This window comes from Ruania alkalisoli (assembly GCF_014960965.1).
In the GTDB taxonomy this organism is placed as follows: domain Bacteria; phylum Actinomycetota; class Actinomycetes; order Actinomycetales; family Beutenbergiaceae; genus Ruania; species Ruania alkalisoli.
Genome location: NZ_CP063169.1, coordinates 2176145 through 2198703, shown reverse-complemented (window position 1 = coordinate 2198703; position 22559 = coordinate 2176145). Strand labels below are relative to the sequence as shown.

At 68.8% G+C, this 22559-nt stretch carries 23 protein-coding genes and 1 riboswitch; of the genes, 20 read left to right on the top strand and 3 right to left on the bottom strand.

Annotation, left to right across the window (positions count from 1 at the left end):
* The first annotated feature begins 10 nt into the window (after nt 1-10).
* The 11 genes from IM660_RS09780 (at nt 11) to IM660_RS09730 (ending at nt 10302) form a co-directional block, all read left to right on the top strand.
* A complete protein-coding gene (locus tag IM660_RS09780) occupies nt 11-619 on the top strand; it encodes an HAD family hydrolase (RefSeq protein WP_193499114.1) in 609 nt (202 codons plus the stop codon).
* Nucleotides 620-780: 161 nt separating this feature from the next.
* Complete coding sequence (locus tag IM660_RS09775; RefSeq protein WP_210769107.1) at nt 781-2598, top strand: HNH endonuclease; 1818 nt, start codon at nt 781-783, stop codon at nt 2596-2598.
* A 79-nt stretch (nt 2599-2677) separates the two neighbouring features.
* Nucleotides 2678-3328 carry an HAD family hydrolase gene (locus IM660_RS09770; RefSeq protein ID WP_193499328.1) on the top strand — a complete coding sequence of 217 codons (651 nt, stop codon included), beginning with the start codon at nt 2678-2680 and terminating at the stop codon, nt 3326-3328.
* A 27-nt stretch (nt 3329-3355) separates the two neighbouring features.
* Nucleotides 3356-4330 (top strand): methionyl-tRNA formyltransferase, encoded by a 975-nt coding sequence (gene fmt, locus IM660_RS09765; protein ID WP_193499113.1) that lies wholly within the window; start codon nt 3356-3358, stop codon nt 4328-4330.
* Complete coding sequence (locus IM660_RS09760) at nt 4327-5913, top strand: RsmB/NOP family class I SAM-dependent RNA methyltransferase (RefSeq protein WP_193499112.1); 1587 nt, start codon at nt 4327-4329, stop codon at nt 5911-5913. Before fmt ends, IM660_RS09760 begins: the two co-directional genes overlap by 4 nt.
* A gap of 20 nt (nt 5914-5933) precedes the next feature.
* Nucleotides 5934-6605, top strand: a complete 672-nt coding sequence (gene rpe / locus IM660_RS09755; protein ID WP_193499111.1) for a ribulose-phosphate 3-epimerase — start codon at nt 5934-5936, stop codon at nt 6603-6605.
* Nucleotides 6606-6642: 37 nt separating this feature from the next.
* Nucleotides 6643-6766: riboswitch (FMN riboswitch) on the top strand.
* 79 nt (nt 6767-6845) lie between these two features.
* Nucleotides 6846-7625 carry an ABC transporter permease gene (locus IM660_RS09750; RefSeq protein WP_193499110.1) on the top strand — a complete coding sequence of 260 codons (780 nt, stop codon included), beginning with the start codon at nt 6846-6848 and terminating at the stop codon, nt 7623-7625.
* On the top strand, nt 7622-8647 hold the full coding sequence (locus IM660_RS09745) for an ABC transporter substrate-binding protein (protein WP_210769106.1): 1026 nt from the start codon (nt 7622-7624) through the stop codon (nt 8645-8647). Before IM660_RS09750 ends, IM660_RS09745 begins: the two co-directional genes overlap by 4 nt.
* 10 nt (nt 8648-8657) lie before the next feature.
* A complete protein-coding gene (locus IM660_RS09740) occupies nt 8658-8921 on the top strand; it encodes a phosphoribosyl-ATP diphosphatase (RefSeq protein WP_193499108.1) in 264 nt (87 codons plus the stop codon).
* A 53-nt stretch (nt 8922-8974) separates the two neighbouring features.
* A complete protein-coding gene (gene hisG / locus IM660_RS09735; protein ID WP_193499107.1) occupies nt 8975-9823 on the top strand; it encodes an ATP phosphoribosyltransferase in 849 nt (282 codons plus the stop codon).
* Nucleotides 9824-9828: 5 nt separating this feature from the next.
* Nucleotides 9829-10302, top strand: a complete 474-nt coding sequence (locus tag IM660_RS09730) for a PH domain-containing protein (protein WP_193499106.1) — start codon at nt 9829-9831, stop codon at nt 10300-10302.
* On the opposite strand, the gene IM660_RS09725 is transcribed toward IM660_RS09730, so the two are convergent.
* Nucleotides 10231-11361, bottom strand: coding sequence for a DUF3866 family protein (locus IM660_RS09725; RefSeq protein WP_193499105.1), 1131 nt, complete (start codon nt 11359-11361; stop codon nt 10231-10233). The two genes, IM660_RS09730 and IM660_RS09725, sit on opposite strands and share 72 nt — an antisense overlap.
* A 32-nt stretch (nt 11362-11393) precedes the next feature.
* Here IM660_RS09725 and IM660_RS09720 point away from each other — a divergent pair, with 32 nt between their 5' ends.
* The 7 genes from IM660_RS09720 to IM660_RS09690 are packed head-to-tail and all read left to right on the top strand — an operon-like array spanning nt 11394 to nt 18579.
* Nucleotides 11394-12344 (top strand): helix-turn-helix transcriptional regulator, encoded by a 951-nt coding sequence (locus IM660_RS09720; RefSeq protein ID WP_193499104.1) that lies wholly within the window; start codon nt 11394-11396, stop codon nt 12342-12344.
* Entirely contained in the window at nt 12344-13348 is a 1005-nt protein-coding gene (locus tag IM660_RS09715) for a helix-turn-helix transcriptional regulator (RefSeq protein ID WP_193499103.1), read from the top strand. Before IM660_RS09720 ends, IM660_RS09715 begins: the two co-directional genes overlap by 1 nt.
* Nucleotides 13349-13357: 9 nt before the next feature.
* On the top strand, nt 13358-13687 hold the full coding sequence (locus IM660_RS09710) for a hypothetical protein (protein WP_193499102.1): 330 nt from the start codon (nt 13358-13360) through the stop codon (nt 13685-13687).
* A 46-nt stretch (nt 13688-13733) separates the two neighbouring features.
* Entirely contained in the window at nt 13734-13994 is a 261-nt protein-coding gene (locus tag IM660_RS09705; protein ID WP_159622456.1) for a twin-arginine translocase TatA/TatE family subunit, read from the top strand.
* Nucleotides 13995-13996: 2 nt separating this feature from the next.
* On the top strand, nt 13997-14833 hold the full coding sequence (gene tatC / locus IM660_RS09700; RefSeq protein ID WP_246465244.1) for a twin-arginine translocase subunit TatC: 837 nt from the start codon (nt 13997-13999) through the stop codon (nt 14831-14833).
* Between the two features lie 7 nt (nt 14834-14840).
* The gene (locus IM660_RS09695; RefSeq protein ID WP_193499101.1) at nt 14841-15776 is read left to right on the top strand and encodes a diacylglycerol/lipid kinase family protein; all 936 of its coding nucleotides are present in this window, start codon (nt 14841-14843) and stop codon (nt 15774-15776) included.
* Between the two features lie 13 nt (nt 15777-15789).
* A complete protein-coding gene (locus tag IM660_RS09690; RefSeq protein WP_193499100.1) occupies nt 15790-18579 on the top strand; it encodes a DEAD/DEAH box helicase in 2790 nt (929 codons plus the stop codon).
* A 3-nt stretch (nt 18580-18582) separates the two neighbouring features.
* Here IM660_RS09690 and IM660_RS09685 read toward each other — a convergent pair whose 3' ends face one another.
* Nucleotides 18583-19365, bottom strand: a complete 783-nt coding sequence (locus tag IM660_RS09685; RefSeq protein ID WP_193499099.1) for a DeoR/GlpR family DNA-binding transcription regulator — start codon at nt 19363-19365, stop codon at nt 18583-18585.
* A gap of 382 nt (nt 19366-19747) precedes the next feature.
* Here IM660_RS09685 and lnt point away from each other — a divergent pair, with 382 nt between their 5' ends.
* Both lnt and IM660_RS09675 read left to right on the top strand, forming a co-directional pair.
* The gene (lnt, locus tag IM660_RS09680) at nt 19748-21376 is read left to right on the top strand and encodes an apolipoprotein N-acyltransferase (protein WP_246465242.1); all 1629 of its coding nucleotides are present in this window, start codon (nt 19748-19750) and stop codon (nt 21374-21376) included.
* Entirely contained in the window at nt 21373-22140 is a 768-nt protein-coding gene (locus IM660_RS09675; protein WP_193499097.1) for a polyprenol monophosphomannose synthase, read from the top strand. The genes lnt and IM660_RS09675 overlap by 4 nt, the downstream gene beginning before the upstream one ends.
* On the opposite strand, the gene IM660_RS09670 is transcribed toward IM660_RS09675, so the two are convergent.
* A complete protein-coding gene (locus IM660_RS09670) occupies nt 22116-22463 on the bottom strand; it encodes an RNA polymerase-binding protein RbpA (RefSeq protein ID WP_159622462.1) in 348 nt (115 codons plus the stop codon). The genes IM660_RS09675 and IM660_RS09670 overlap by 25 nt on opposite strands.
* Nucleotides 22464-22559: the final 96 nt, after the last annotated feature.

Here is a 22559-nt window from a genome sequence, read left to right as displayed (position 1 = left end):
AGGACGAGACGTGAGCAGGATCAGCGCCGTGGTCTTCGACTTCGGGCAGGTGCTGGTGCACTGGGACCCGACCGCAGTGTGGGAGGGCGAACTCTCTCGGCAGGAGGCCCTCACTGCGCTCGAGGAGGCGGACTTCTTCGCTGTGAATCGGAGGCTGGACGCCGGCGCACGGTGGGCGGACGTGCGTGGGGAGCACGAAGCGAGAGTGGGGGAGCGGGTGCAGGTGGTGGACCGCTACCTGCAGGACTTCCCACGGTCACTGGTGCGGCCGATGGAGGGAATGGAGGCACTCGTGCGGGACCTCCAGCACGCCGGGATCCGGACGCTCGGACTCACGAACTGGTCCGCGGAGACGTTCCATCACGCCCCGGAGACGGTGCCCGCGATCGCTCTCATGGAGGACGTGGTGGTGTCCGGACAGGTGAAGTTGGCGAAGCCGGATCCGGCCATCTACACCTTGATGCTGGATCGGTTCGGCCTGGATCCTGCACAGACCGCCTTCGTGGACGACTCGCCGCCGAACGTCGACGCGGCCCGCGCGCTGGGCATCCGGGCCGAGGTGTTCACCGGTGCCGACGAGTGGCGGGCAGCGCTGCGGGGGTGGGGTGTGGCGGTGTGACGTGGCTCGACCGCCGCCTCTGTGACCGTGGCTGGCCTGCCATGTCGGCCCCGGGAGAATTGGTGCTTGCGCCTCCCGGCTCCTGTCGATCATCCACGCAGATGACGCCATCCTGACCTCCGTACCCGCTCAATGTCGGTGGTGGGTGGGAGGGTGAAGTCATGACCTCGACAGCAGCTCACGACTCCTTCTCGGTTCCGGCCGGGACGGGGTTGTTGGCTGCTGTGCGGGCCAATGGGGTGGCAGCTCGCGCGGTGGAGGTCGAACGGGCCGAACTGGTGGTGGCGTGGGTGCGTCAGGCCGCGATCGACCCCGATGACCCGGCGGCCAGGAACGGCGTGTTCGACCCGGACGAGCAGCCAGGTTTACCGGGCACGCAGGAGCCGATGCGGTTGGCTGGCCCGGGGGCGCCGTTGGTCTCGGATCTGGGGTTTGTGTCGTTGGCGGCGGCGTTGGGGATGTCGAACGAAGCAGCGTTGGGGTACGTCGGCGCGGTGGTCGAACTCGCCTACCGGTTACCGACCCTGTGGTCGAGGGTGCGGGCCGGGCAGGTCAGCATCACCCGGGCCCGGGCGGTGACCCGGTTGACGAAGCGACTCCCTACCGATGGCGCAGCCTGGGTGGATGGGCAGGTGGCGTGGACGATCGGGTCCTGCTCGCTGGGCCAGATCGAACGCACCGTTGCCGCGGCGATGGAGACCTTCGACCCCGAGCAGGCTGAACGCGACCAGCAGGCCGCCCTCGAACAGCGGCGGGTGAACATCCACCTGGGTGATCTCGCCACGGCCGCTGACCCCAGCGCGGGCGCTGTGGTCGGTTTCGATGGCGGGTTGGATGTGGCCGACGCACTCGACCTGGAAGCAGCCGTGACAGCCCGCGCCGCCGCATTGAAGACCCTCATGCCGGATGCGAGTGAGGACGTACGCCGCTCGATCGCGTTGGGTGACCTCGCCCGCGGGAACACCACGACGTTGCCTGCGCCCGATAGCCACGCACATGACGGCGCGGCCCCACTGGACGGCACCGGGGCTACGGAGGACGCCACCTGCGGATGCACCACCGGGGCTGGTGCCCCTATCGGCCCGGCCGGCATGACCGACGATGACCCGGCCGCCACCGACACCGGCGGCACGCAGGCCACCGGGCGCACGGTGATGCTGTACCTGCATCTACCGGTTGATGCCCTCAACCCGCATGCCCTCGATCAACACGCCTTCGACGAGCACAGCGGTGCGGGTGTGTTCGGGGCCGGGGTGGTGGGCCGGTGTGAGAACACCCGTTCGCCGGTCACGGTCGAGCAGGTGCGTTCCTGGTGTGGCACTGCGGGGCGGGTGCTGGTGCGGCCGGTGATCGATCTGAACGACCACTACTCAGCCACCACGTATGAGGCCAGCCCCAGGCTGCGTGAACAAGTCATCCTGCGCGATACCGCGTGCCGGTTCCCGTTCTGCTCCCGCAGTGCCCGCACAGCGGATCTGGATCACATCACCCCGCACGAACAGGGTGGTCCCACGACCTCACGGAACCTGGCCGTGTTGTGCCGCAGGCACCATCGGGTGAAGACCCACACCGACTGGTCGTATGAGCTGTTGAGTCCGGGGATGTATTACTGGACCGGGCCCGATCGGGTGGCGTATCTGGTGAGCCCGGCGGGCACGTTCGTACTCCCCGGTGTCATCAGTACCCCGGGTCAGCCGGTGATCAAGACCCGCCGCGTCGCGATCGCCTCGATGAGAGCCAATGCCCGGGCCATGCCCACCCGCCGCCACCAGGTGCGACCAGCAGCAGGACAGCCGCCTCCCGGCACCAGTCCCAGCACCGGTTTCGGCACCGATCCAGGGCCCGACGCTGGTCTCGACCGTGACCGGCGCCTGCACCACGAGCACGGCGGGCGCCCGCCCGTCCACGACGTTGAGCCGCCCGCAAGCCCCGGCACGACGACGCCCCGGCCAGGCAACACCGACCCACCACCCTTCTGACCACCCCGCCCCGAACCCCGCCGACAGCCCGTCGACGGGGGCCTTGGCGTGCCCGGAGTTCTCCTGCTGCACCATTTCCATGGCGCTAGAAGCTCCCCTGAGAGCAGTTGATCTGGATGCTGTCGTGTTCGACGTCGGTGAGACGCTTGTCGACGAATCTCGCGCCTGGACTCAGCATGCGCACGCGGTGAACCTCAGTCCATTCACGGTCATGGCAACGTTGGGAGCCCTCATCGCGGAGGGTGTCGATCATCGGCACCTGTGGAGCCGGTTGGACGTTGCCCCGCCGACCAATCCAGCATCGATTGAACGCGGCGACCTCTACTCTGACGCACTCCATTGCTTGGCAGTCACTCAGAAGTGCGGCCTCCGGCTCGGCATTGCCGGAAACCAACCGAGCGCAGCGGTCCGTGAACTTCGGCAGGCTGGCGTACACGCGGACCTGATCGCCTCGTCTACCGAGTGGGCTGTGGCCAAACCAGCGGCCGCGTTCTTCGACCGCGTCTGCGCTGAGCTCTCACTTGCCCCAGAGCGGATCCTGTACGTTGGCGATCGGCTCGACAACGACATCCTGCCCGCGCACGCCTCGGGAATGAGGACGGCGCACCTGCGCCGGGGGCCATGGGGAGTCCACCACGCAAGACTGCCCGACGCACGCCGCGCCGACATCCGGATCAGTTCGCTGCCCGAGCTGGCCGACTGGCTGCAGCGCACCAGGTCATCCAACTGACCGGCGACTAGACCTAGACTGGCACGCATGCGTGTTGTGTTTGCGGGCACGCCCGCCGTTGCTGTGCCCTCCCTCCACGCGATCCTCGCCTCAGACCACGAGGTTGTCGCCGTTCTCACGCGACCTCCGGCCCCTGTCGGGCGCAAACGCGTCCTGACTCCGAGTCCGGTTCACGAGGCGGCGGACGCGGCAGGAATCCCGGTGATCACCTCCGACAAGCCGCACGAACCCGGCACCTACGAGCGCCTGCGCGCACTCGCCCCGGACGCGTGCGCCGTCGTCGCCTACGGTGCGCTGCTGCGTGAACCCGCCCTCTCGCTGCCGACGCACGGCTGGATCAACCTGCACTTCTCACTCCTGCCCGCATGGCGAGGTGCGGCACCTGTGCAGCACGCGATCATGGCCGGCGACGACGTGACCGGGGCGAGCACGTTCCGCATCGAAGCAGGTCTCGACACCGGCCCTGTGATCGGCACGATGACTGAGACGGTGCGCCCGTGGGATACGAGCGGCGACCTGCTGGACCGGCTGGCGGAGTCAGGGCCCGCCCTTCTCGTCTCATCCCTGGACGCACTGGCTGACGGCAGCGCGCAGCCGCAACCACAGCCTCCCGACGGTGTCAGTCACGCCCCCCGCCTGACAGCCGAACACGGGCACGTCGACTGGCGACGGCCCGCGGCCGCCATCGACAGGCAGATCCGTGGCTGCACCCCGGCCCCGGGGGCGTGGACCACCCGGGAGGGCCACCGCGTCAAGCTCGGACCGGTACGCCCCGTCCAGAACGCCACCGCGCTCGTGCCGGGCCAGCTCGCCGCCACAGCGGACGGCGTCTTTGTCGGCACCGGGACCGTGCCGGTGCGTCTCGACCGGATCGCGCCACCAGGGAAGTCCTGGATGGCAGCGGCCGACTGGGCACGGGGCGCGCGGCTGGGTGAAGCCGACAGATTCGATATCGCTGATGTGGCAGCCGGCCACCACTCCAGGCAGGACACGCAGATATGAACGAAGATCACCGCAACAACGGCAATGACCGGGAACGCCGCGGCCGGCACGATCGGGACGGCCGGCCAGCGCGCGGACCGCGATCGAGTCGTGGAGGTGATCAACCGGGTGGGCGGGAGCACGGCCGACAAGGCGCCCAGCGTGGCGCCAATCGTCGCGACAGGACCGACGACCGTTCCCGCACGAACCGGGCACCACGCGAGCGAGCCAAGGACGCCGATCCGGCGCGCCGCGCCGCCTACGACACCCTCCGCACAGTCGCCGACTCCGACTCCTACGCGAACCTGACCCTGCCGCCGATGCTGCGCGAACGCCGCATCATCGGCCGTGATGCCGCGTTCGCGACCGAGCTCGCATACGGCACGCTGCGCTACCAGGGCCGCTATGACGCGATCATCGCCACTGTCGCAGACCGCCGCCTCGAGCAGCTCGACCCACCGGTGCTCGACGTCCTGCGGCTCGGTGCCCACCAGCTACTCGCCATGCGGGTACCCGATCACGCAGCCGTCTCCGCGACAGTGGGGCTGGCCCGCAGTGCCGTCGGAGCCGGGTCGGCTCAGTTCGTCAACGCGATCCTGCGACGCATCGCCGAGCGTGAGCTTCCGGAATGGTTGGACATCATCACCGCCGAAGTGCCCGAGGAAACCGACCGGCTGGCTGTGTCCAGTTCGCACCCGGCGTGGATCGTTCGCTCGATGCGGCAGAGCCTGTCCACCACCGCCGACGGTGCGGACGACCTGCCCGCGCTGCTGGAGGCGGACAACACCCCGCCCGCGGTCACACTCGTTCTCCGCCCAGGGCTCGCGACGGACGAGGATGCACCCAATGGCCAGCCCACCCGATGGGCCTCGACCGCTCGTACGCTCTCTCATGGCGATCCAGGGGCGCTGGAGGCGGTCCGCTCCGCCCGCGCCGGGGTCCAAGATGAAGGAAGCCAGCTCGTCACGCTGATTGCCGCCGCCGCGCCCGTCGATGGCCCCGATGCCACATGGCTCGACCTGTGCGCCGGCCCCGGCGGCAAGGCCGCCCTGTTCGGCGCCCTCCTCGCCGAACGGTCTCCGGACGGAGTTCTGGTGGCCAACGAGATCTCTACCCACCGGGCCAGACTTGTGGATCAGTCCACCGCAGCCGTCCGGACGGTGCTGCCCGGCTTGAGCGTCCGGATCGGAGACGGCCGAGAAGTCGGACACGAACAGCCCGGTGCCTTCGATCGAGTCCTGGTGGACGCCCCGTGCACGGGCCTGGGCGCGCTCCGCCGCCGCCCCGAGTCCCGCTGGCGTCGGTCGCTGTCCGACCTGGCCACCCTCGGCCCGCTGCAGCGCCAGTTGCTGACCTCCGCTCTGAACGCCACCCGTCCCGGGGGAGTGGTGGCCTATGTGACCTGCTCTCCGCACCTGGCCGAGACTCACGCCGTGGTGACCGACGTGCTGAAGCGAGCCGAGCATGCGGAGGTACTGGACGCCGTCGAGATCGCCGAGCGTGTGATCGGCGCCCCGCTGCCCAGCCAGCAGGGCCCCTATGTGCAACTGTGGCCCCACCGGCACGGGACCGACGCGATGTTCCTCGCCCTCATTCGCCGGTGACCACCGATACCCTGACCACCATGACGGCACCGATACTCATCTCACCGAGCGTGCTGAACGCGGACCTGGCGAACCTCACCGGGGAGATCGGGCGCATCGCCAGTGCCGACTACGTGCACTTGGACGTCATGGACAACCATTTCGTGCCCAACATGACCTTCGGCCTCCCGGTGGTCGAACGTATCCTCGCCACCACGGCCGTTCCCGCCGATGTGCACCTGATGATCGACGACCCGGACACCTGGGCCCCCGCCTACGCCGAGGCCGGGGCTGCGTCCGTCACCTTCCACGCCGAAGCGGCCCGGGCGCCAGTGAGGCTCGCGCGGGAACTCCGCGCGAAAGGTGCCAGGGCAAGTCTCGCGCTCCGCCCGGCGACCGGGATCGAGAACTATCTGGACCTGCTACCGGAGTTCGACATGGTCCTGGTGATGACCGTTGAACCCGGCTTCGGTGGCCAGTCCTTCATCACCGGGACGTTGCCGAAGATCCGTCGTACCCGCGATGCCATCACCCGCTCGGGCGGTGACGTGTGGATCCAGGTCGACGGTGGCGTCTCCCGCGAGACCATCGCCGACGCCGCAGCCGCAGGCGCGAACGTCTTCGTCGCAGGCTCAGCGGTCTACTCTGCCGCCGACCCGGCCGAGGAGATCGCCGTCCTGCGGGGCAAGGCCACGGACGCGTTCCGGCCCTGAGGCCCACCGTCTCAGGTGTGAGAGAATGGCCGCGATCAACGTGCTCCGGGGTCGGTGAAAGTCCGAGCCGGCGGTGACAGTCCGCGACCCGATCGCAAGATCGGTTGACCTGGTGGAACTCCAGGACCGACGGTGAAAGTCCGGATGGGAGGAAGCACGCGACGTCAAGTGACGTCGTCGGTCGACGTGCGCCGCGCCGTCGTCCACCCCGGGTATCGCTTGGGGAGAGGACGAAAGAGCATGTCGCGCAGGTCGACGCAGCCAGGACCGGCTGACGCCGCCGATCTTGTCGGCTCGTCCGTTCTGGCACCGCTCGCGGCCGGAGCGGCCGGGCTGCTCCTGTGGGAGATCGTCGCCGGCCTGACGCCCTCGCGCCTCCTTCCTGCCCCTAGTGCACTGGCCACGCGGCTCGCGACCGAGATCTCCGAGGGCGACATCCTGCGCTACGCCGCCACCACGGCCAGCGAGAGCCTCCTCGGCGGTCTCATCGGCCTGGCGGTCGCCCTCCCACTCGGCTACCTGCTGGCCCGGTCCCGCCTCGCGTCGGCCGCGCTGGGGCCCTACCTGGCCGCCACCCAGGCCATCCCCGCCGTCGCCCTCGCCCCGCTGATCGTCCTCTGGTTCGGCTATGGCCTGCTGCCGATCGCGATGCTGTGCGCGCTGCTGGTCTTCTTCCCGATCGTGGTGAACACCACCCTCGGCCTGACCACGCTCGACGAGGAGGTGCTCGGTGCCGCGCGGCTCGACGGCGCCGGGCGCTGGCGTCTGCTGCTCCACATCGAAGCGCCCCTGGCCCTTCCCGCCGTCCTCGCGGGTGTCCGCAACGGTTTCGTCCTGTCCATCACGGGCGCCGTGGTCGGCGAGTTCGTCATGGGCGGGCAGGGCCTGGGACTGCTGCTGTCGGTCTACCGCGACCGCTCCGACACGACCGGCATGTTCGCCACTCTCATCGTCCTGGCCGCCGGAGCGGTCGGATTCTACGTGCTCGTCAGAGCCTGGGAAAGAAAGGTCCGTTGGTGACTACCGTTCGCCGCCGCAGCCTGCTGGCTGCCCTCACACTCACTCTTGCCGCAGCCGCGGGGTGCGCGCCCACCACCGATGACGGCGACTCTTCCTCGCCGAGTTCGGGCACCGATCCGCAGCACTCACTGACGATCGGCCTCACGTACGTTCCGAACGTCCAGTTCGCGCCGTTCTACCTCGCCGAACAGCAGGGCTACTTCGATGAGGCCGGCGTCGATGTCACCCTGCGTCACCACGGCGAGTCCGAGGACCTGTTCGGAGCCCTGGCCGCCGGCACCGAGCAGGTGGTCGTGGCCGGTGGCGACGAGATCATGGTGGCGCGGGACGCGGGCGTTCCGGTCCGCAGCATCGCCACCCTGTATGAGTCCTATCCGGTGGCGCTCATCGTTCCGGCCGACTCCGACATCGCCACGCCGGCCGACCTGGTCGGCCGCACCGTCGGGGTGCCCGGTCCGTTCGGGGAGACGTGGTTCGGGCTGCTCGCCATGCTCGACCAGGCCGGGCTCACCGACGAGGACGTGCAGATCGAACACATCGGCTTCACGCAGCAGAGCGCACTCTCCGAGGGACACGTGGACGCCGTCATGGGCTATCAGAACAACGACGTACCTCAGTTCGCCGCCACCGGGCTCGACGTGCGGGCCGTACCCCTGGGTGAGGTGCCGCTCGTGGGCATCGGACTCGGCACCACCGACGAGCTCACCCAGACCCAACCCGAGGCGTTGCGGGCGGTGATCGGCGCAGTCGGGCGTGCCCTCGCCGACATCGCCGCAGACCCCCGTTCCGGGGTGGACGCCGCGATCGAGGCGATCCCGGGCACCGTCGATGCCGAGCAGGAGGCGATCATGACCGCCACGATGGAGTCGACAGTGCCGTTGTACGGCACCACCGGTCCCGGGTGGGGCGTGCACCGCGGCCCGTGGCAGGAGATGTCGACGTTCCTCGACTCGGTTGAGTTGACCTCCTCGCCCGTCCCACCCCAGGAGGCGTATACCGACGCCTTCGCTGAAGACCAGTAGGCTCTGCGGCGTGAAAACCTTCGACGACCTCTTCGCCGAGCTCCAGCACAAGGCCCAGACCCGCCCGGACGGTTCCGGGACCGTCGCCGAGCTGGACTCCGGCGTCCATGCCATCGGCAAGAAGATCGTCGAGGAGGCCGCCGAGGTGTGGATGGCGGCCGAGTACCAGAGCGAGGACGAGGCCGCCGAAGAGATCTCGCAGCTGCTTTACCACCTGCAGGTGATGATGCTCGCCCGCGGTCTCACACTCGAGGACGTCTACAAGCATCTGTGAGCACCCGGCCCACGTGATATGACACCCACCCATCTGTGAACCGAAGGACCCCCGTGCTCAGAATTGCCGTGCCCAACAAGGGCTCACTCTCCGAGCCCGCCAGCCAGATGCTGCGGGAAGCCGGCTACCGGCAGCGCCGCGACGGCCGCGAACTGGTACTGCCCGACACCGCGAACGACGTCGAGTTCTTCTTCCTGCGACCGCGTGACATCGCCGTCTACGTCGGTGAAGGCGTCGTCGACGCCGGAATCACCGGCCGCGACCTGCTACTGGACTCCGGTGTGGACGCCATCGAGCATCGCGCGCTCGGCTTCGCAGGCTCGACGTTCCACTTCGCCGGGCCACCCGACCAGGTCACCTCACTGGCGGACATCCACGGCAAGCGAGTCGCCACCAGCTACGCCCACCTGGTCGGCACGTACCTGTCTGAACGGGGTATCGATGCGCATGTGGTCCGTCTGGACGGCGCGATCGAGTCAACCATCCGGCTCGGGGTTGCTGACGTGGTCGCGGACGTCGTCGAGACCGGTGGCACACTACGTGCGGCGGGCCTGCACGTCTTCGGCGAGCCGATCCTGCACTCGGAGGCGGTGCTGATCCGCCCGAACGCGGGGGAGGAGCCCAAGGCAGGGCTCGCCACCCTCGACCGCCGTCTCCATGGCGTGCTCGTCGCACGTCAGTATGTCCTCATGGACTACGACTGCCCGGTGGATCGAGTGGAGGCCTGCGTGGCCGTCACCCCCGGCCTGGAGTCGCCGACAGTCTCGCCGCTGCACGACGACCGCTGGAAGGCCGTCCGCGCGATGGTGCCCCGGAAGCAGACGAACCAGATCATGGACGAGCTGTACGAGCTCGGGGCCCGAGCGATCATCGTCACCGGGATCCACGCGAGCCGACTGTAGGGCTCATGACCGAGCACGCGGGCGCGCCAGATCTCTACGCTCGGTTCCGCCCGCGTGCCACCCGCTGGGTGAGCCTGTCGATCATCGGCTGGATCGTCGGCGGCTATGTGCTCTTCGTGATCCTGACGGCTCGACTCCCGGGATCACACCTCGGGCTCCACCTTGCTGCCGGGGCACTGGCCACCGCCGTGGCGCTGTTCCTGTGGCTGCAGGCCAGCGTGGCCGCTGTTCCGGACCAGCGGGGCTTGCTGGTCCGGAACGTCTTCCGACGACGCTACCTCGCCTGGGAGCAGATCGTCACCGTGCGATTCGGTGAGCGGGACTGGGTGCAACTCGATCTGGACGACGGGTCCGTGTGGGCGGTGATGGCCATCCAACGGGTCGACGGCGAACGCGCCCGCGCCGACTCACGCCGGCTGGCGGCCCTCGTCGCGCGGCACGAGCCGGGCGGCATGGACGCCCGCGGCGGCGGCGGCTAGGAACGCACCGGGGTCCTCGGCCAGGCCACGGCCCATGGTCGACAACCGGACCGGGCAGGCGGCCAGGGCGTCGTCCAACCCGTCGGTGGCCACGGTGACCAGTCGATGCCGGGCGGCAAGCGGCTGCGCCTGTGCGCGAACCGTCTCACTGAGCTCAGTGAGGGACCCGGTCAACTCGGGGACGACGACATCACAGGGGTGCATCGCCACGCGCCCATAGGCCGTGAGGCTGTGGTGGGAGACACCCTGATGACGCTGCCGCGGATCGGCTCCGGAGACCCGCAGGCTCGCTACCGGGCGTCCACCGAGCACACCGGTGGCGTTGATCGCCTCCCCGGCGCTGACGCCCGAGAAGCCCCAGCGGGTGCCGGTCCCGAGGTTGCCTGGGCCCTGTGCCAGAACCACCAGGTCTGCGCGAGCCACGAGCCTGGCGGCCAGCAACCCGGAGTGCACGGTGACAGCCTCCAGGTCGCCGCCGAAGGCCTGACCGACTGTGACGGTAGCCGTGAGCCACTCCCGTTCGCGCAGCGTCGCTACAGTGCGGGAGAACCAGGCGGGCAGCGCGCCACCATCAGTCATCACGTAGACCACACGCGGGGCCGGACGTCCTGCACGCTCGGTCTCGTGGCGTACGCCGGCCACGATCGCGGGCAGCGCCGAATGCAGGTCAGCGACCACGACCGGCAGGCCGTCGAGGTCGTCAGCGTCGGCAAGCAGGGCGTGGCTGTCAGCCTCCTGCTCGTCCGCGCCGAGCACCATCGTCTGCAGGGGCGTGTAACGGGCCTTGACGAGGTGCCCGGCACGGGCGGGCGGGTCCGGCGGCAGGTCGTCGGGGCACGCCACAACGAAGGCGTAGCCGCCCGTTCCCAAGCCCCTGCTCAGTGCGGATATCGACAGCAGCACCCGCGTGCCCACCCAGGGTTCACCGACGAGATCGGGGTAGGCCAGTGCCCGCACGAGGCTGGTTCCGCTAGGTTCATCGATCTCGACATCGAGCTCGAGCGCCCCGGACCATCGCGCTCCCACCCGTCGCACCACGCCGTCTCGCCATGTCATCACCAACGCAAGGTATCGCGGCTAGCCTGGGATACATGGACCGTGTCCCGGCCGCCGAACGCCTCCTCGACCTGGTGATCGCGCTCAGTCACACCCGTCACCGGATGACCAAGGGTGAGATCCGGCGTCATGTGAACGGCTATGCCGATGCTGCGTCCAATGAGTCGTTCGACCGCATGTTCGAGCGTGACAAGGACCAGCTGCGGTCGCTCGGAATCCCGATCGTCACGCTCACCGACTCCGCACACGAGGACGATGTCGGCTACCGGATCGACACCACCGAGTACACCTTGCCTCCCGTCGACTTCACACCGGCCGAGGTCGGAGTGCTCTCGCTCGCCGCACAGGTGTGGCAGGACTCCTCCTTCGCCGCGGAGTCCCGGCGTGGGCTGACGAAGCTGCGCGCCGTCAGTGACCTCAGCGACCCGGGTGAGCACGCTGGGCTGGCTCTTCGAGTACGGGGGCCGGATGCAGCCTTCGCCGAGCTGCTGGAGGCCATCACCGACCGGATCGCCGTGCAGTTCACCTACCGCACCGCCAGGACCGGCACGAGTGCACAGCGCACGGTCGAGCCGTGGCGCCTGGTCGCCAAGGACCGGGGCTGGTACCTGATCGGGTTCGATCGCGACCGCCAGGCGCAGCGTTCCTTCCGCCTTTCCCGGATCACGACCAAGGTGCGGCGGGTCGGCGAACGAGGTGCAGTGCACATTCCGTCGCGGATCGAGGTGCCGCCAGTAACCACCACCGAGGTGGTGCTAGCCCTCGTCCCCGAACGCGCCTCGGCGCTGCGCGCTCGGGCCGAACCCTGCGAGCATCCCTCCGCACCGAGCGACCGAGACGTGGTTCGGTTGACGGTCACCGACATCGACAGGTTCGCGGAGCAGGTCGCCGGCTACGCGGACAGCGTGCTGGTGCTGGAGCCGTCCGAACTGCGCTCTGCGGTGCTGGCGCGGCTCCGGGCGGCCACCACGTGGGGGGAGAACTGATGGCCGAGACCGCCGGCGACCGGATGGTGCGCATGCTCGCCCTGATCGCCTACCTGGAGAAGAATCGCGGCGTTCCGGTGGAGCAGGTGGCCGAGCACTTCGGTGTCAGCACCGGGCAGGTACTTCAGGATGTGGACACGCTCTGGGTCTCCGGTACGCCGGGGTACCTGCACGGTGACCTGATCGACTTCGCCGCCGACGATCGCGAGCACCACATCCTCACGCTGACCGATGCGCGCGGGATGGACCGCCCCCTCCGGCTGGGCCCGCACGAAGCGCTCGCTCTGCTGACGGCGTTGCGTTCGTTGCAGGCCAATCCCGGTCTGACCGACGATGCCGTGCTGGCGTCCACCACCAAGAAGCTCGCCCGCGCTGCTGGGCAGGCGGCCCAGGCTGCCGAAGCTGTCGACGTCGAGGCGCCCAGCAGTTCTGGGGCCGATACACCCACCCACCTGCCCGTCGTTCGTCGTGCCGTGAAGAAGGGCCGCCAACTCGCCCTCACGTATGTGTCGGCGTCCGACACGACCAGCGAGCGTGTCGTGGATCCGCTGCAGCTGCTGACCGACTCCCATCGGTGGTTCCTGCTGGCCTGGTGCCACCGTGCCGCGGGCCTGCGGCAGTTCCGCCTGGACCGGATGCTGGAGGTGACGATGCTGGAAGCGAAGATCGACGAGCACCCGGACGTCGCGCTGCCCGGCTCGGCCCAGCCGGAGTTGGAGTCGGCACCGTGGCATGTGCGGCTCGTCCTCGCACCGCGCGCGCGGTGGGTCGCCGAGCAGTACCCCGTGGCCGTGGTCACGGACCTGGAGGACGGGCGCTTCGCCGTCGAGCTGGACGTGGTCGATCTGGCCTGGCTACACAACCTGGTGCTCGGGCTGGGCCCCGACGTCCTCGCCGTCGAACCGGCGGATGTGGCCGAAGGGCTGCGCTTGCGTGCCCGCAGTGCGCTGGAGGCCTACGCTCAGGCGGGACTGGTGGAGGATATGCCGGGCACGGTGCTCTAGGCTGTCGGTGTGATCTGGTCGGCCGTATGGACAACGCTCGTGCTCGGAGCGTTCGTCGTGCTGTTCCTGATCGGGCGTCGCCTGTGGCGTTCCTTCAAGGCCCTCACCGCTGAGGCCGGGCGCAGCGCCGAGGTCATGGGGCGGCTCAACCAGCTGGTCGCCGACCTCGACGAGCAGCAGGCGAGGCACGGCTTCGGGCCGCACCTCGCTGCTACCGAGGAACAGCGCGAACACTGGCGCTCCACCCGCGCCGAGAACGTCGCCGCCCGTGCCGAGCGGCTGCGGGCCCGCCGAAGGCGTACCCTGGACAGATGGCGGGCGATCGGGATGCCGTTATGACCACTGACCACCGACCGCCTCGAACATTCCGACGAAGGAACCGCACATGCTGAAGAACCCCGTCTTCTGGATCGCGATCATCGCCCTGGTGCTGCTGCTGTTCGGCGCCAGCCGGCTGCCGGACATCGCGGGCAACGTCGGCAAGTCGCTCAAGGTCTTCAAGAAGGAGATCAAGGAGCTGCAGGACGACACCGACATCTCCATCGATGACAAGTCCTCCGACTCCGGTTCCACGGGCTCGACCGACACGACCGGCTCCCCGCAGAGCACCGAGCAGCGGCGAACCGACGAGAACACCACCACCTGACGGTGGTCGCTCGGGAAAACCCCGAGGGGCGGATGCCCCTCGGGGACCATCTGCGTGAACTGCGCAAGCGGATCATCTTGGCCGCGATTGGCATCCTGCTGGGTGCCGTCGGCGGTTGGTTCCTCTATTTGCCAGTACTGGACTTGCTGAAGCAGCCAGTGACCGAGTTGCAGGCAGAAGGTGTCAACACCAGCCTGAACTTCTCCGGTGTCGCATCCAGCTTCGACATGGCCCTGCGTGTTGCAGCCTTTCTCGGCGTCCTGGTCTCGAGCCCATGGTGGATCTACCAGCTCTGGGCATTTCTGTCGCCCGGGCTGAAGAAGAACGAACGGCGATGGGCAATCGGTGTGATCGCCGCAGGGGTCCCTCTCTTCACCGGCGGCGTCTTCATGGCGTGGATCGCTCTCCCCAACACCTTCTTGCTCCTGACACAGTTCATCCCGCCTGGCGACGAAATCTCGGCCTTCATCGACGTTCCCACGTACCTGAAGTTCGTGATGCAGTTCCTGCTGATCTTCGGGATTGCGTTCCTGTTGCCACTGATCCTCGTGGTGCTCAACTTCCTGGGGATGGTCAAGGGCATCACCTGGCTGAAGGGCTGGCGGTGGGCGGTCATCGTCATCTTCGTTCTCGCCGCACTCGCCACGCCGACTGCGGATGCGGTGACATTCATCATGATGGCCCTGCCCATCATCGCCCTCTACTTCCTCGCCGTGGGCATCTGCATGCTCAACGACCGGCGCCGGGCCAAGCGGGCCGCCAAGGAGGACGCGGAGCTGGACGCGGCACTCGCCGACGGACGGTCCACCAGCGGTTCCTCGTCCGACACCGAGGAGTAGGCCGGCCGTGAGCAGGTTGGGGGTCCTGGTCAACCCGACGGCGGGTCACGGCCGAGGAGCGAGTAGTGGACCCGAAGTGCTGGGTTTGCTGGGCCGCAGTGGTCACGAGATTCTCGATCTGTCCGGACACGACGCTGCCGATGCACTCGGTCGCGTACGTGGCGCACTGTGGGAACTGGACGCCGTCATCGCAGTCGGCGGTGACGGGATGGCTCACCTCGGCGTGAACGCGGTCGCCAGCACCACCACGCCACTCGGGCTGGTTCCGGTCGGTAGCGGGAATGACCTCGCGAGGAACCTGGGCCTGGCCGTGCACGATGTCTCCCGCGCCGTCGCCGACGTCCTGACCGCACTCGACCACCCGCCCCGGTTGCTGGACGTGATCGGCACTCAGGTACACGTGCCCGGCGGGGAGACCGAGACGGACGAAACAGCGCTGGAGTGGACAGCCTGCGTGCTCTCTGCCGGCTTCGACGCCGCCGTCAACCACCGCGCGAACAGCTTCCGGTGGCCACGTGGTGGCGGCCGGTACGTCCGCGGAGTGCTCGGAGAGCTCGCCTCGTTCCGCCCCTACGGATACCGGATCACGATCGACGGCACCACCCGGGAGCTGCCCGCCACTCTCGTGGCCCTCGCCAACGCCACCTCCTTCGGCGGCGGGATGCGGATCGCGCCGGATGCCCGGCCCGATGACGGGCTGATCGACGTGGTCATCGGCCATGCCATGGGACGCGCGGCGCTGCTGCGCCTGTTCCCGCGGGTGTACTCGGGCCGTCACGTCACCTCGGACAAGGTGGAGATCGTCCGTGCCCGGGAAGTCGTCCTGGAGGCGTTGCCCGGGCACCCCGCACCGCCACCGGTGTACGCCGATGGCGAACTGCTGGGCTCGCTGCCGATCCGCGCACGCATCCGCCCGGCGGGTCTCCACCTGCTCTCGCCATAGGTAGCCTGGCTGCATGACGAGCCCTGCCGAGCGTTACGCGGCATTCCGGCAGCGACAGGCCGAGGACGAGACCCCACTGGCGCAGTTCCGACGCACTGTGGACTTCGAGCTCGACGACTTCCAGATCGAGGGCTGTCAGGCACTCCAGGAGGGTCGAGGCGTTCTCGTCGCGGCACCCACGGGAGCGGGTAAGACCGTCGTCGGCGAGTTCGCGGTCGCACTGGGACTGGAGCAGGGCCGCAAGACCTTCTACACCACGCCGATCAAGGCGCTCAGCAACCAGAAGTTCCAGGACCTGCGCGCCCGCCACGGTGACGACGCCGTCGGGCTGCTCACCGGTGACACCTCGATCAACTCCGGCGCTCCGGTGGTGGTGATGACCACCGAGGTGCTGCGCAACATGCTCTACAACGACTCTCCGACCCTCGCCGGGCTCGGCTTCGTCGTCATGGACGAGGTGCACTACCTCGCCGACCGGTTCCGGGGGCCCGTCTGGGAAGAAGTGATCCTGCACCTGCCGACCTCGGTGCAGATCGCATCTCTCTCAGCCACCGTGTCCAACGCCGAGGAATTCGGGCAGTGGCTCACCGAGGTCCGCGGACACACCGACGTGGTTGTCTCCGAGGTCCGACCGGTGCCGTTATGGCAGCACGTGATGGTCGGCAAGGACATCCACGACCTCTACAGTTCCCATGTCGACCCGACCAACCCGGGAGTGGACCCGCCGATCAGCCCGGACCTGACAGAGGCCATCCGGGCCGTCGAACGATCCGGGCCCTCGCGGGGCAGCGGTCGCCGCAAAGGTCGCGGACGCGGCCGCGGCGGTAGGAACAACTGGGAGCGTCCACGGACCGTGCGGGTACCGCCACGCTTCCTCGTGGTCGACCAGCTCGACCGTGCCGGTTTGCTGCCGGCGATCGTCTTCATCTTCTCCCGCGCCGGTTGCGAGGCAGCCGTGCACCAGGTCGCCGCGTCGGGCATCGCGCTCACTACACCTGCCGAGCGAGAGTTGATCGACGCCGAGATCGAACGCCACTGCGGCAACCTCCCATCCGATGACCTGCAGGTACTGGACTACTGGGCGTGGCGGCAGGCGCTGCTCGCCGGCGTGGCGGCCCACCACGCCGGACTGCTTCCGGTGTTCAAGGAGACCGTCGAGGCACTCTTCGCCGCCGGCCTCGTCAAGGTCGTCTTCGCCACCGAGACGCTGGCTCTCGGGATCAACATGCCCGCCCGCTCGGTCGTGCTGGAGAAGCTGAGCAAGTGGGATGGGACCGCGCACGCCGACATCACAGCGGGGGAGTACACCCAGCTCACCGGGAGGGCGGGGCGCCGCGGGATCGACGTGGAGGGCCACGCGGTCGTGCTCTACGCCTCCGGCGTCGACCCGGTCGCGGTGGCCGGATTGGCAGGGCGGCGCACCTACCCGCTGCGCTCGAGCTTCCGTCCGACCTACAACATGGCCGTCAACCTGATCTCTGCCACGGGCTGGACGCGGGCGCGTGAGACGTTGGAGACGTCCTTCGCTCAGTTCCAAGCCGATCGTGGCGTGGTGGGGCTGGCGCGGCAGGCACGGTCGATGAGCGAGGCACTGGAGGGCTATTCCGAGGCGATGTCGTGTCACCTCGGCGATGTCGAGGAGTACCTGGGCCTGCGCCGGGCGATCAGCGACCGCGAGCGTGAACTTTCCCGGAGCCGGTCCCGCAGCGCCCGCGAAGCGACCGAGTCCCTCGTCGGTAGTCTGCGCCGCGGCGACGTGCTGCAGATCCCGGCCGGACGCCGAGCCGGCTTCGCCGTGGTGCTCGAGAAGCCTGCACCTGGCGGCCTCGACGCACCACCGCTGAGCTTGCTCACCGCCGAGCCGCGACTGGTCCGGATGCCCGTCTCCGAGGTGCCGTACGGAACCGAGGCCATCACCCGTATCACGATCCCGAAGCACTTCAACGGCCGCCGTCCCGACCAGCGGCGCGACCTGGCCTCGACCATGCGCAACGCGCTCGGCGCCCTCGCCCACGAGACCCCGGCACGCGCGAGGCCGCCCTCGGCAGCCGCTACCGACAGCACGCTCAACCAGCTGCGCGAGAAGCTGCGCCACCACCCGTGCCACGGGTGCGCCGACCGGGAGGAGCACGCCCGCTGGGCGAAGCGACGCTCCACCCTGGAGGGTGAGCACCAGGCGCTGCTGCGACGGATCGAGGGCCGGACGGCCTCCATCGCCCGTGACTTCGACAAGGTCTGTCAGGTGCTCACGGCCCTGGGGTACCTGGAGGGGGAGGGGCCCGAGTCCGCCGTGACCGATCAGGGACGCTGGCTGCGCAGGTTGTACTGCGAGCGAGACCTGGTGCTGGCCGAGTGCCTGCGCTCAGGGGCCTGGGCCAAGGTCGACGCAGCGGGCCTGGCAGCTGTGGCCTCCATCGTGCTCTACCAGTCCCGCGGTGAGGAACCAGCCGTGCCACCGACGCCACCGGGGGCGCCTGACGGTCCGCTCGCGGTGGCCGTCCGGGAGACCGTGCGCACCTCCCGCCGACTGGAGAACCTCGAACGAGAGCATCGCTTGTCGCCCTCCGGTGCCGTGGACCTCGGACTGGTCCGTCCGATGTACACCTGGGCCTGCGGTGGTTCCCTCGCCGCGGTGCTGGATACCGCACCGATCGCGGCCGGAGACTTCGTCCGCTGGAGCCGGCAGGTGCTCGACCTGCTGGACCAGGTGGCTATCGCGGCGCCGACCCCGCGGCTACGTGAGACGGCTCGTGAGGCGATCTCCGCCGTCCGGCGTGGCATCGTCGCACACGGAACCTGGTGACACTCACGGCGCGACGTGCACCTCGGGAACACGCTCACGCAAGATCTGCAGTGCCTCCCCGGTCATGCCACGATCGGTGACGACGTGATCGACCTGCTCGAGCGGCACGATCGTGGTCAGGCCGATCGTGCCCCACTTCGTGTGGTCGGCCACCACGACGGCGGAACGCCCCGAAGCGATCAGAGCGCGGTCGGTCTCGGCCTCCAGCAGGTTCGGCGTGGTCAGCCCGGCGTCAGGGTCCATCCCGTGCACACCGAGGAACACCAGGTCGCAGTGCAGCTGGGCGAGGGCAGCGACGGCGACCGGCCCGACCAGGGCGTCCGAGGCGGTCCGCACACCACCGGTGAGAACGACGCCGGCGGGTTCACACTCCCCAGGCAGAGGCGTTGTGTGCAGGAGATCGGCGATGGGGAGGGAATTGGTCACCACGGTCAGCCGCGGGACTCGCCGGAGCTGACGGGCGACGGCCCACGTGGTCGTACCGGCCGAAAGCCCGACGGACATACCGGGCTCCACCAGATCCGCGGCCACATCCGCGATGGCCTCCTTCTCGGCCTGCTCACGACTCGCCTTGGCCTCGAATCCGACCTCCTCGGCACTCGGGCTACGCCGAGCCGTGGCGCCACCGTGCACCTTGTCCAGCAGACCGTCCCGTGCCAGCGCCTCCAGGTCCCGGCGGATCGTCATCGCACTGACCTGCAGGTCGCTGGCCAGCTGGGTGACGCTCACCGCGCCCTGTGCGAGCACCGACTCCAGCACCCGGGCTCGCCGTTCGGCTACCAGCACTGCGTCTCCATAACCTCGTCCCCGAGCATCCGACCACGATAGTAGAGGGACTGGTGTGACGAACGGGTACAGCCACCAGCACGACAGTCCGGTGGGCGGCGCCGCGACACGCCGTGAAGGCCAAGATTCTTGCCCTCGATCATGGTTGCTCTGACCTGCGCGTACGTCTGTGACCTGGGCAAACACGACCTTGGCGGGAGCCTCGCTGGCAGGTATGTTCACTTCTCGTACTGCTCCTTATTTCAGGAAGCAGTCACCGACCGGGCTCGCGCGTTCCATAGAAAACGGGGCTGACCGCGCAGGGGTTCCGGACCGAAGGACGCGCGAGCCGGTCGGTGGGTCCGAGTGCCGGACGCGGGCGTACGGGCCGTATTCTGCAGTGGTGTCTGCTGCACTCGCTGCCCGTACCCCCGTGGCTCCCTCGAGGAGTGCGGGATTGCTCCGGCCAACCCGGAGCCTGACGCTCATCCTCGCCGTGGTCGGTGGTCTGGTGACCGATACGGCGTTCCCGCAGCGATCCTGGTGGCCGCTCGCGTTCGTCGGTGTCGGGTTGCTGGTGCTCGCTCTCGGGCGTGACTCGGCGCGGTGGAACGCCCTCGTGGCGTGGTTGTGGGGGCTGGCGTTCTTCCTGCCTCACATCTGGTGGGCGAACGCGGCCGTCGGCGTCATCCCCTGGCTGGCCCTGAGCGTGGCCGAGGCGGGCATCATCGCAGCGGGCGCCGCGGTGTGGACGTGGTCTCGCCGGGCGCGCTGGTGGCGCCGCCGGCCGATACTGCTCGGCCTCGGGTTCTCGCTCGTGTGGGTGGTCACCGAGCAGGTCCGGCAGGTGTGGCCGTTCGGCGGCTTCCCGTGGGGACGTCTGGCGTTCTCCCAGACGGACGGCCCGCTGCTGCCGTTCGCAGCCGTCGCCGGTGCCCCCGCCGTCTCCTTCGTCACGGCGCTCTGCGCCTTCCTGCTCGCCCATATGGTCACGGCACTCGCCGGCTCCGGCACGGCCAGCACGCGCACGCGCACGCGCACTGCAGCGCCGTCCGCGGTCATGATCGTGGCCGTGCTCGCCGGCGGATTGCTGGTACCGACGCCGACCGCAGCCGAGTCGGGGAACCTGCGGGTGGCGGCCGTCCAGGGAAACGTCTCCGAACCGGGTCTGGGAGCGTTCGCCAATGCCCGGGAGGTGCTGAACAACCACGTCGACGGCACCATCGCTCTCGCCGAGCAGGAAGGCAGCGACGCCCTCGATGTCGTGCTGTGGCCGGAGAACTCCTCCGATATCAACCCGCGGGCTGATGCTGACGCCGCCGCCCTGCTGGACGAGGCCGCGTCCGCGGCCGGTGCGCCCATCCTCTTCGGGACCGACTCCTACGGGCAGGACACCGACGGTGAGGACGCGCGCTTCAACGACATGGTCCTGTGGATCGAGGGGGAGGGCGCGACGTTCTCCTACTCCAAGCAGATCCCAGCCGCGTTCGCCGAGTACATCCCGATCCGGGAGGTGGCGCGCATGTTCTCCCCGGCTGTGGACCTCGTCCGCACCGATATGGCGCCGGGACAGGAGATCGCCGTGGTCCCGGTCCCGGTCGAACGGTTGGGTCGTCCGGTGCCTCTGGGCACCGTCATCTGCTTCGAGGTCGCCTACGACGCCTTGATCCGCGAAGCCGCGCTCGGTGGCGCCGAGCTGTTGGTGGTGCCCACGAACAACGCCTCGTTCGGCTACACCGCGGAGAGCGAGCAGCAACTGGCCATGTCACGGCTGCGCGCCGTCGAACATGGGCGCGCTACGGTGCAGATCTCGACCGTCGGCGTCAGCGGGGTGATCGCCGCCGATGGCACCGTGCTCGAACGCACGGAGCTGTTCACCCCGGCCACCATGACGGCGGAGCTTCCGCTGCGTACGTCGCTGACGGTCGCGGATCGGCTCGGCGACTGGCCCATCGGGGTGGCGACCGTTCTCGTCATGCTGGCGTTCGCCGTCGGTGTGGTCACGGGCCGCAAGCCGCGGACAGGCGCATGAGGCAGCGCGCGCTGGTCATCATCCCGACCTACAACGAGAGGGATGCCCTGCCCGAGACGCTCGCGCGTGCACGCGCCGCTGCCCCCGAGGTGGACGTGCTGGTCGTAGACGACGCCAGCCCGGATGGGACTGGTCAGTGGGTGCAGGATCGTGCCACCCAGGATCCTGGGGTGCATGTGCTGCACCGTCCCGGCAAGGCCGGCCTGGGCCGTGCCTACGTGGCCGGCTTCGAGTGGGCGCTGGCGCGTGGGTACGACCTCGTCGTGGAGATGGACGCCGATGGCTCGCATCATCCCGAGGATCTGCCGCGCTTGCTCGGGGCCCTGGAGTCCGGTGCGGATCTGGCGATCGGGTCCCGGTGGGTGCCGGGTGGACGCACAGCCAACTGGCCGTGGTACCGGGAACTGCTGAGCCGTTCGGCGAATGCCTACGCGAACGTGATGATCGGGTTGGGCGTACGTGATGCCACGGCCGGATTCCGCGTGTTCAGGTCCGAGATGCTCCGGCGGTTGCCGCTGGCAGAGATCACGTCGCAGGGTTACTGCTTCCAGGTCGACATGACCAGGCGCGTCCGAGAGGCCGGTGGGGCGATCGTCGAGATCCCCATCACCTTCACCGAACGCGTCGAAGGGGTCTCAAAGATGAGTAGGGCCATCGTGTTCGAGGCCCTCTGGCGCACCACTGCCTGGGGCGCCGAGCGGCGCACCAGGCAGTGGCGTCAGTTCGTACGAACGGGTGCTCAGGCGCTACGGCGACGCAACTGACCGCTTCGTAGGAGCTGCAACCGTTCGTTGAGGAGATCCTCCAGCTCGGCGACCGTCCGTCGCTCGAGCAGCATGTCCCAGTGAGTACGCACTGGCTTGCCGGACTTCGGCTCGGGCCGGGTCGCATTCCGCAGGAGCGCCTCACCGCCGCCAGGAGCCTCCCACACCGGGGGGATCTCGGCCTCAGCTGAGAACGGAATGACGATGACCCTGCCGTCGGGGCAGTCGTAGACGGCCTCCACCCGGGGGGCGAACTCGACGCCCTCTTCGGTCTCCATGCTGTTGGCACCGATCCTCGTGCCGCGCAGTGCTCGTTCAGCCATCGCGACTCCTCCTGTCCATGACTTGTGGTCGTCTCCACCCATTCCAACGGGTGAGATACTCGCGATGTTCCAGACCAGGTGTGAAGGTGATGTGAA

What these genes read in the sequence shown, in the direction of transcription:
- IM660_RS09770 (WP_193499328.1), top strand. Translation starts at nt 2,678, where the DNA reads ATGGCGCTAGAAGCTCCCCTGAGAGCAGTTGATCTGGATGCTGTCGTG.
- IM660_RS09720 (WP_193499104.1), top strand. Translation starts at nt 11,394, where the DNA reads ATGGACCGTGTCCCGGCCGCCGAACGCCTCCTCGACCTGGTGATCGCG.
- IM660_RS09670 (WP_159622462.1), bottom strand. Translation starts at nt 22,463, where the DNA reads ATGGCTGAACGAGCACTGCGCGGCACGAGGATCGGTGCCAACAGCATG.
- IM660_RS09675 (WP_193499097.1), top strand. Translation starts at nt 21,373, where the DNA reads ATGAGGCAGCGCGCGCTGGTCATCATCCCGACCTACAACGAGAGGGAT.
- IM660_RS09750 (WP_193499110.1), top strand. Translation starts at nt 6,846, where the DNA reads ATGTCGCGCAGGTCGACGCAGCCAGGACCGGCTGACGCCGCCGATCTT.
- IM660_RS09705 (WP_159622456.1), top strand. Translation starts at nt 13,734, where the DNA reads ATGCTGAAGAACCCCGTCTTCTGGATCGCGATCATCGCCCTGGTGCTG.
- fmt (WP_193499113.1), top strand. Translation starts at nt 3,356, where the DNA reads ATGCGTGTTGTGTTTGCGGGCACGCCCGCCGTTGCTGTGCCCTCCCTC.
- IM660_RS09775 (WP_210769107.1), top strand. Translation starts at nt 781, where the DNA reads ATGACCTCGACAGCAGCTCACGACTCCTTCTCGGTTCCGGCCGGGACG.
- IM660_RS09760 (WP_193499112.1), top strand. Translation starts at nt 4,327, where the DNA reads ATGAACGAAGATCACCGCAACAACGGCAATGACCGGGAACGCCGCGGC.
- IM660_RS09715 (WP_193499103.1), top strand. Translation starts at nt 12,344, where the DNA reads ATGGCCGAGACCGCCGGCGACCGGATGGTGCGCATGCTCGCCCTGATC.
- IM660_RS09730 (WP_193499106.1), top strand. Translation starts at nt 9,829, where the DNA reads ATGACCGAGCACGCGGGCGCGCCAGATCTCTACGCTCGGTTCCGCCCG.
- rpe (WP_193499111.1), top strand. Translation starts at nt 5,934, where the DNA reads ATGACGGCACCGATACTCATCTCACCGAGCGTGCTGAACGCGGACCTG.
- IM660_RS09690 (WP_193499100.1), top strand. Translation starts at nt 15,790, where the DNA reads ATGACGAGCCCTGCCGAGCGTTACGCGGCATTCCGGCAGCGACAGGCC.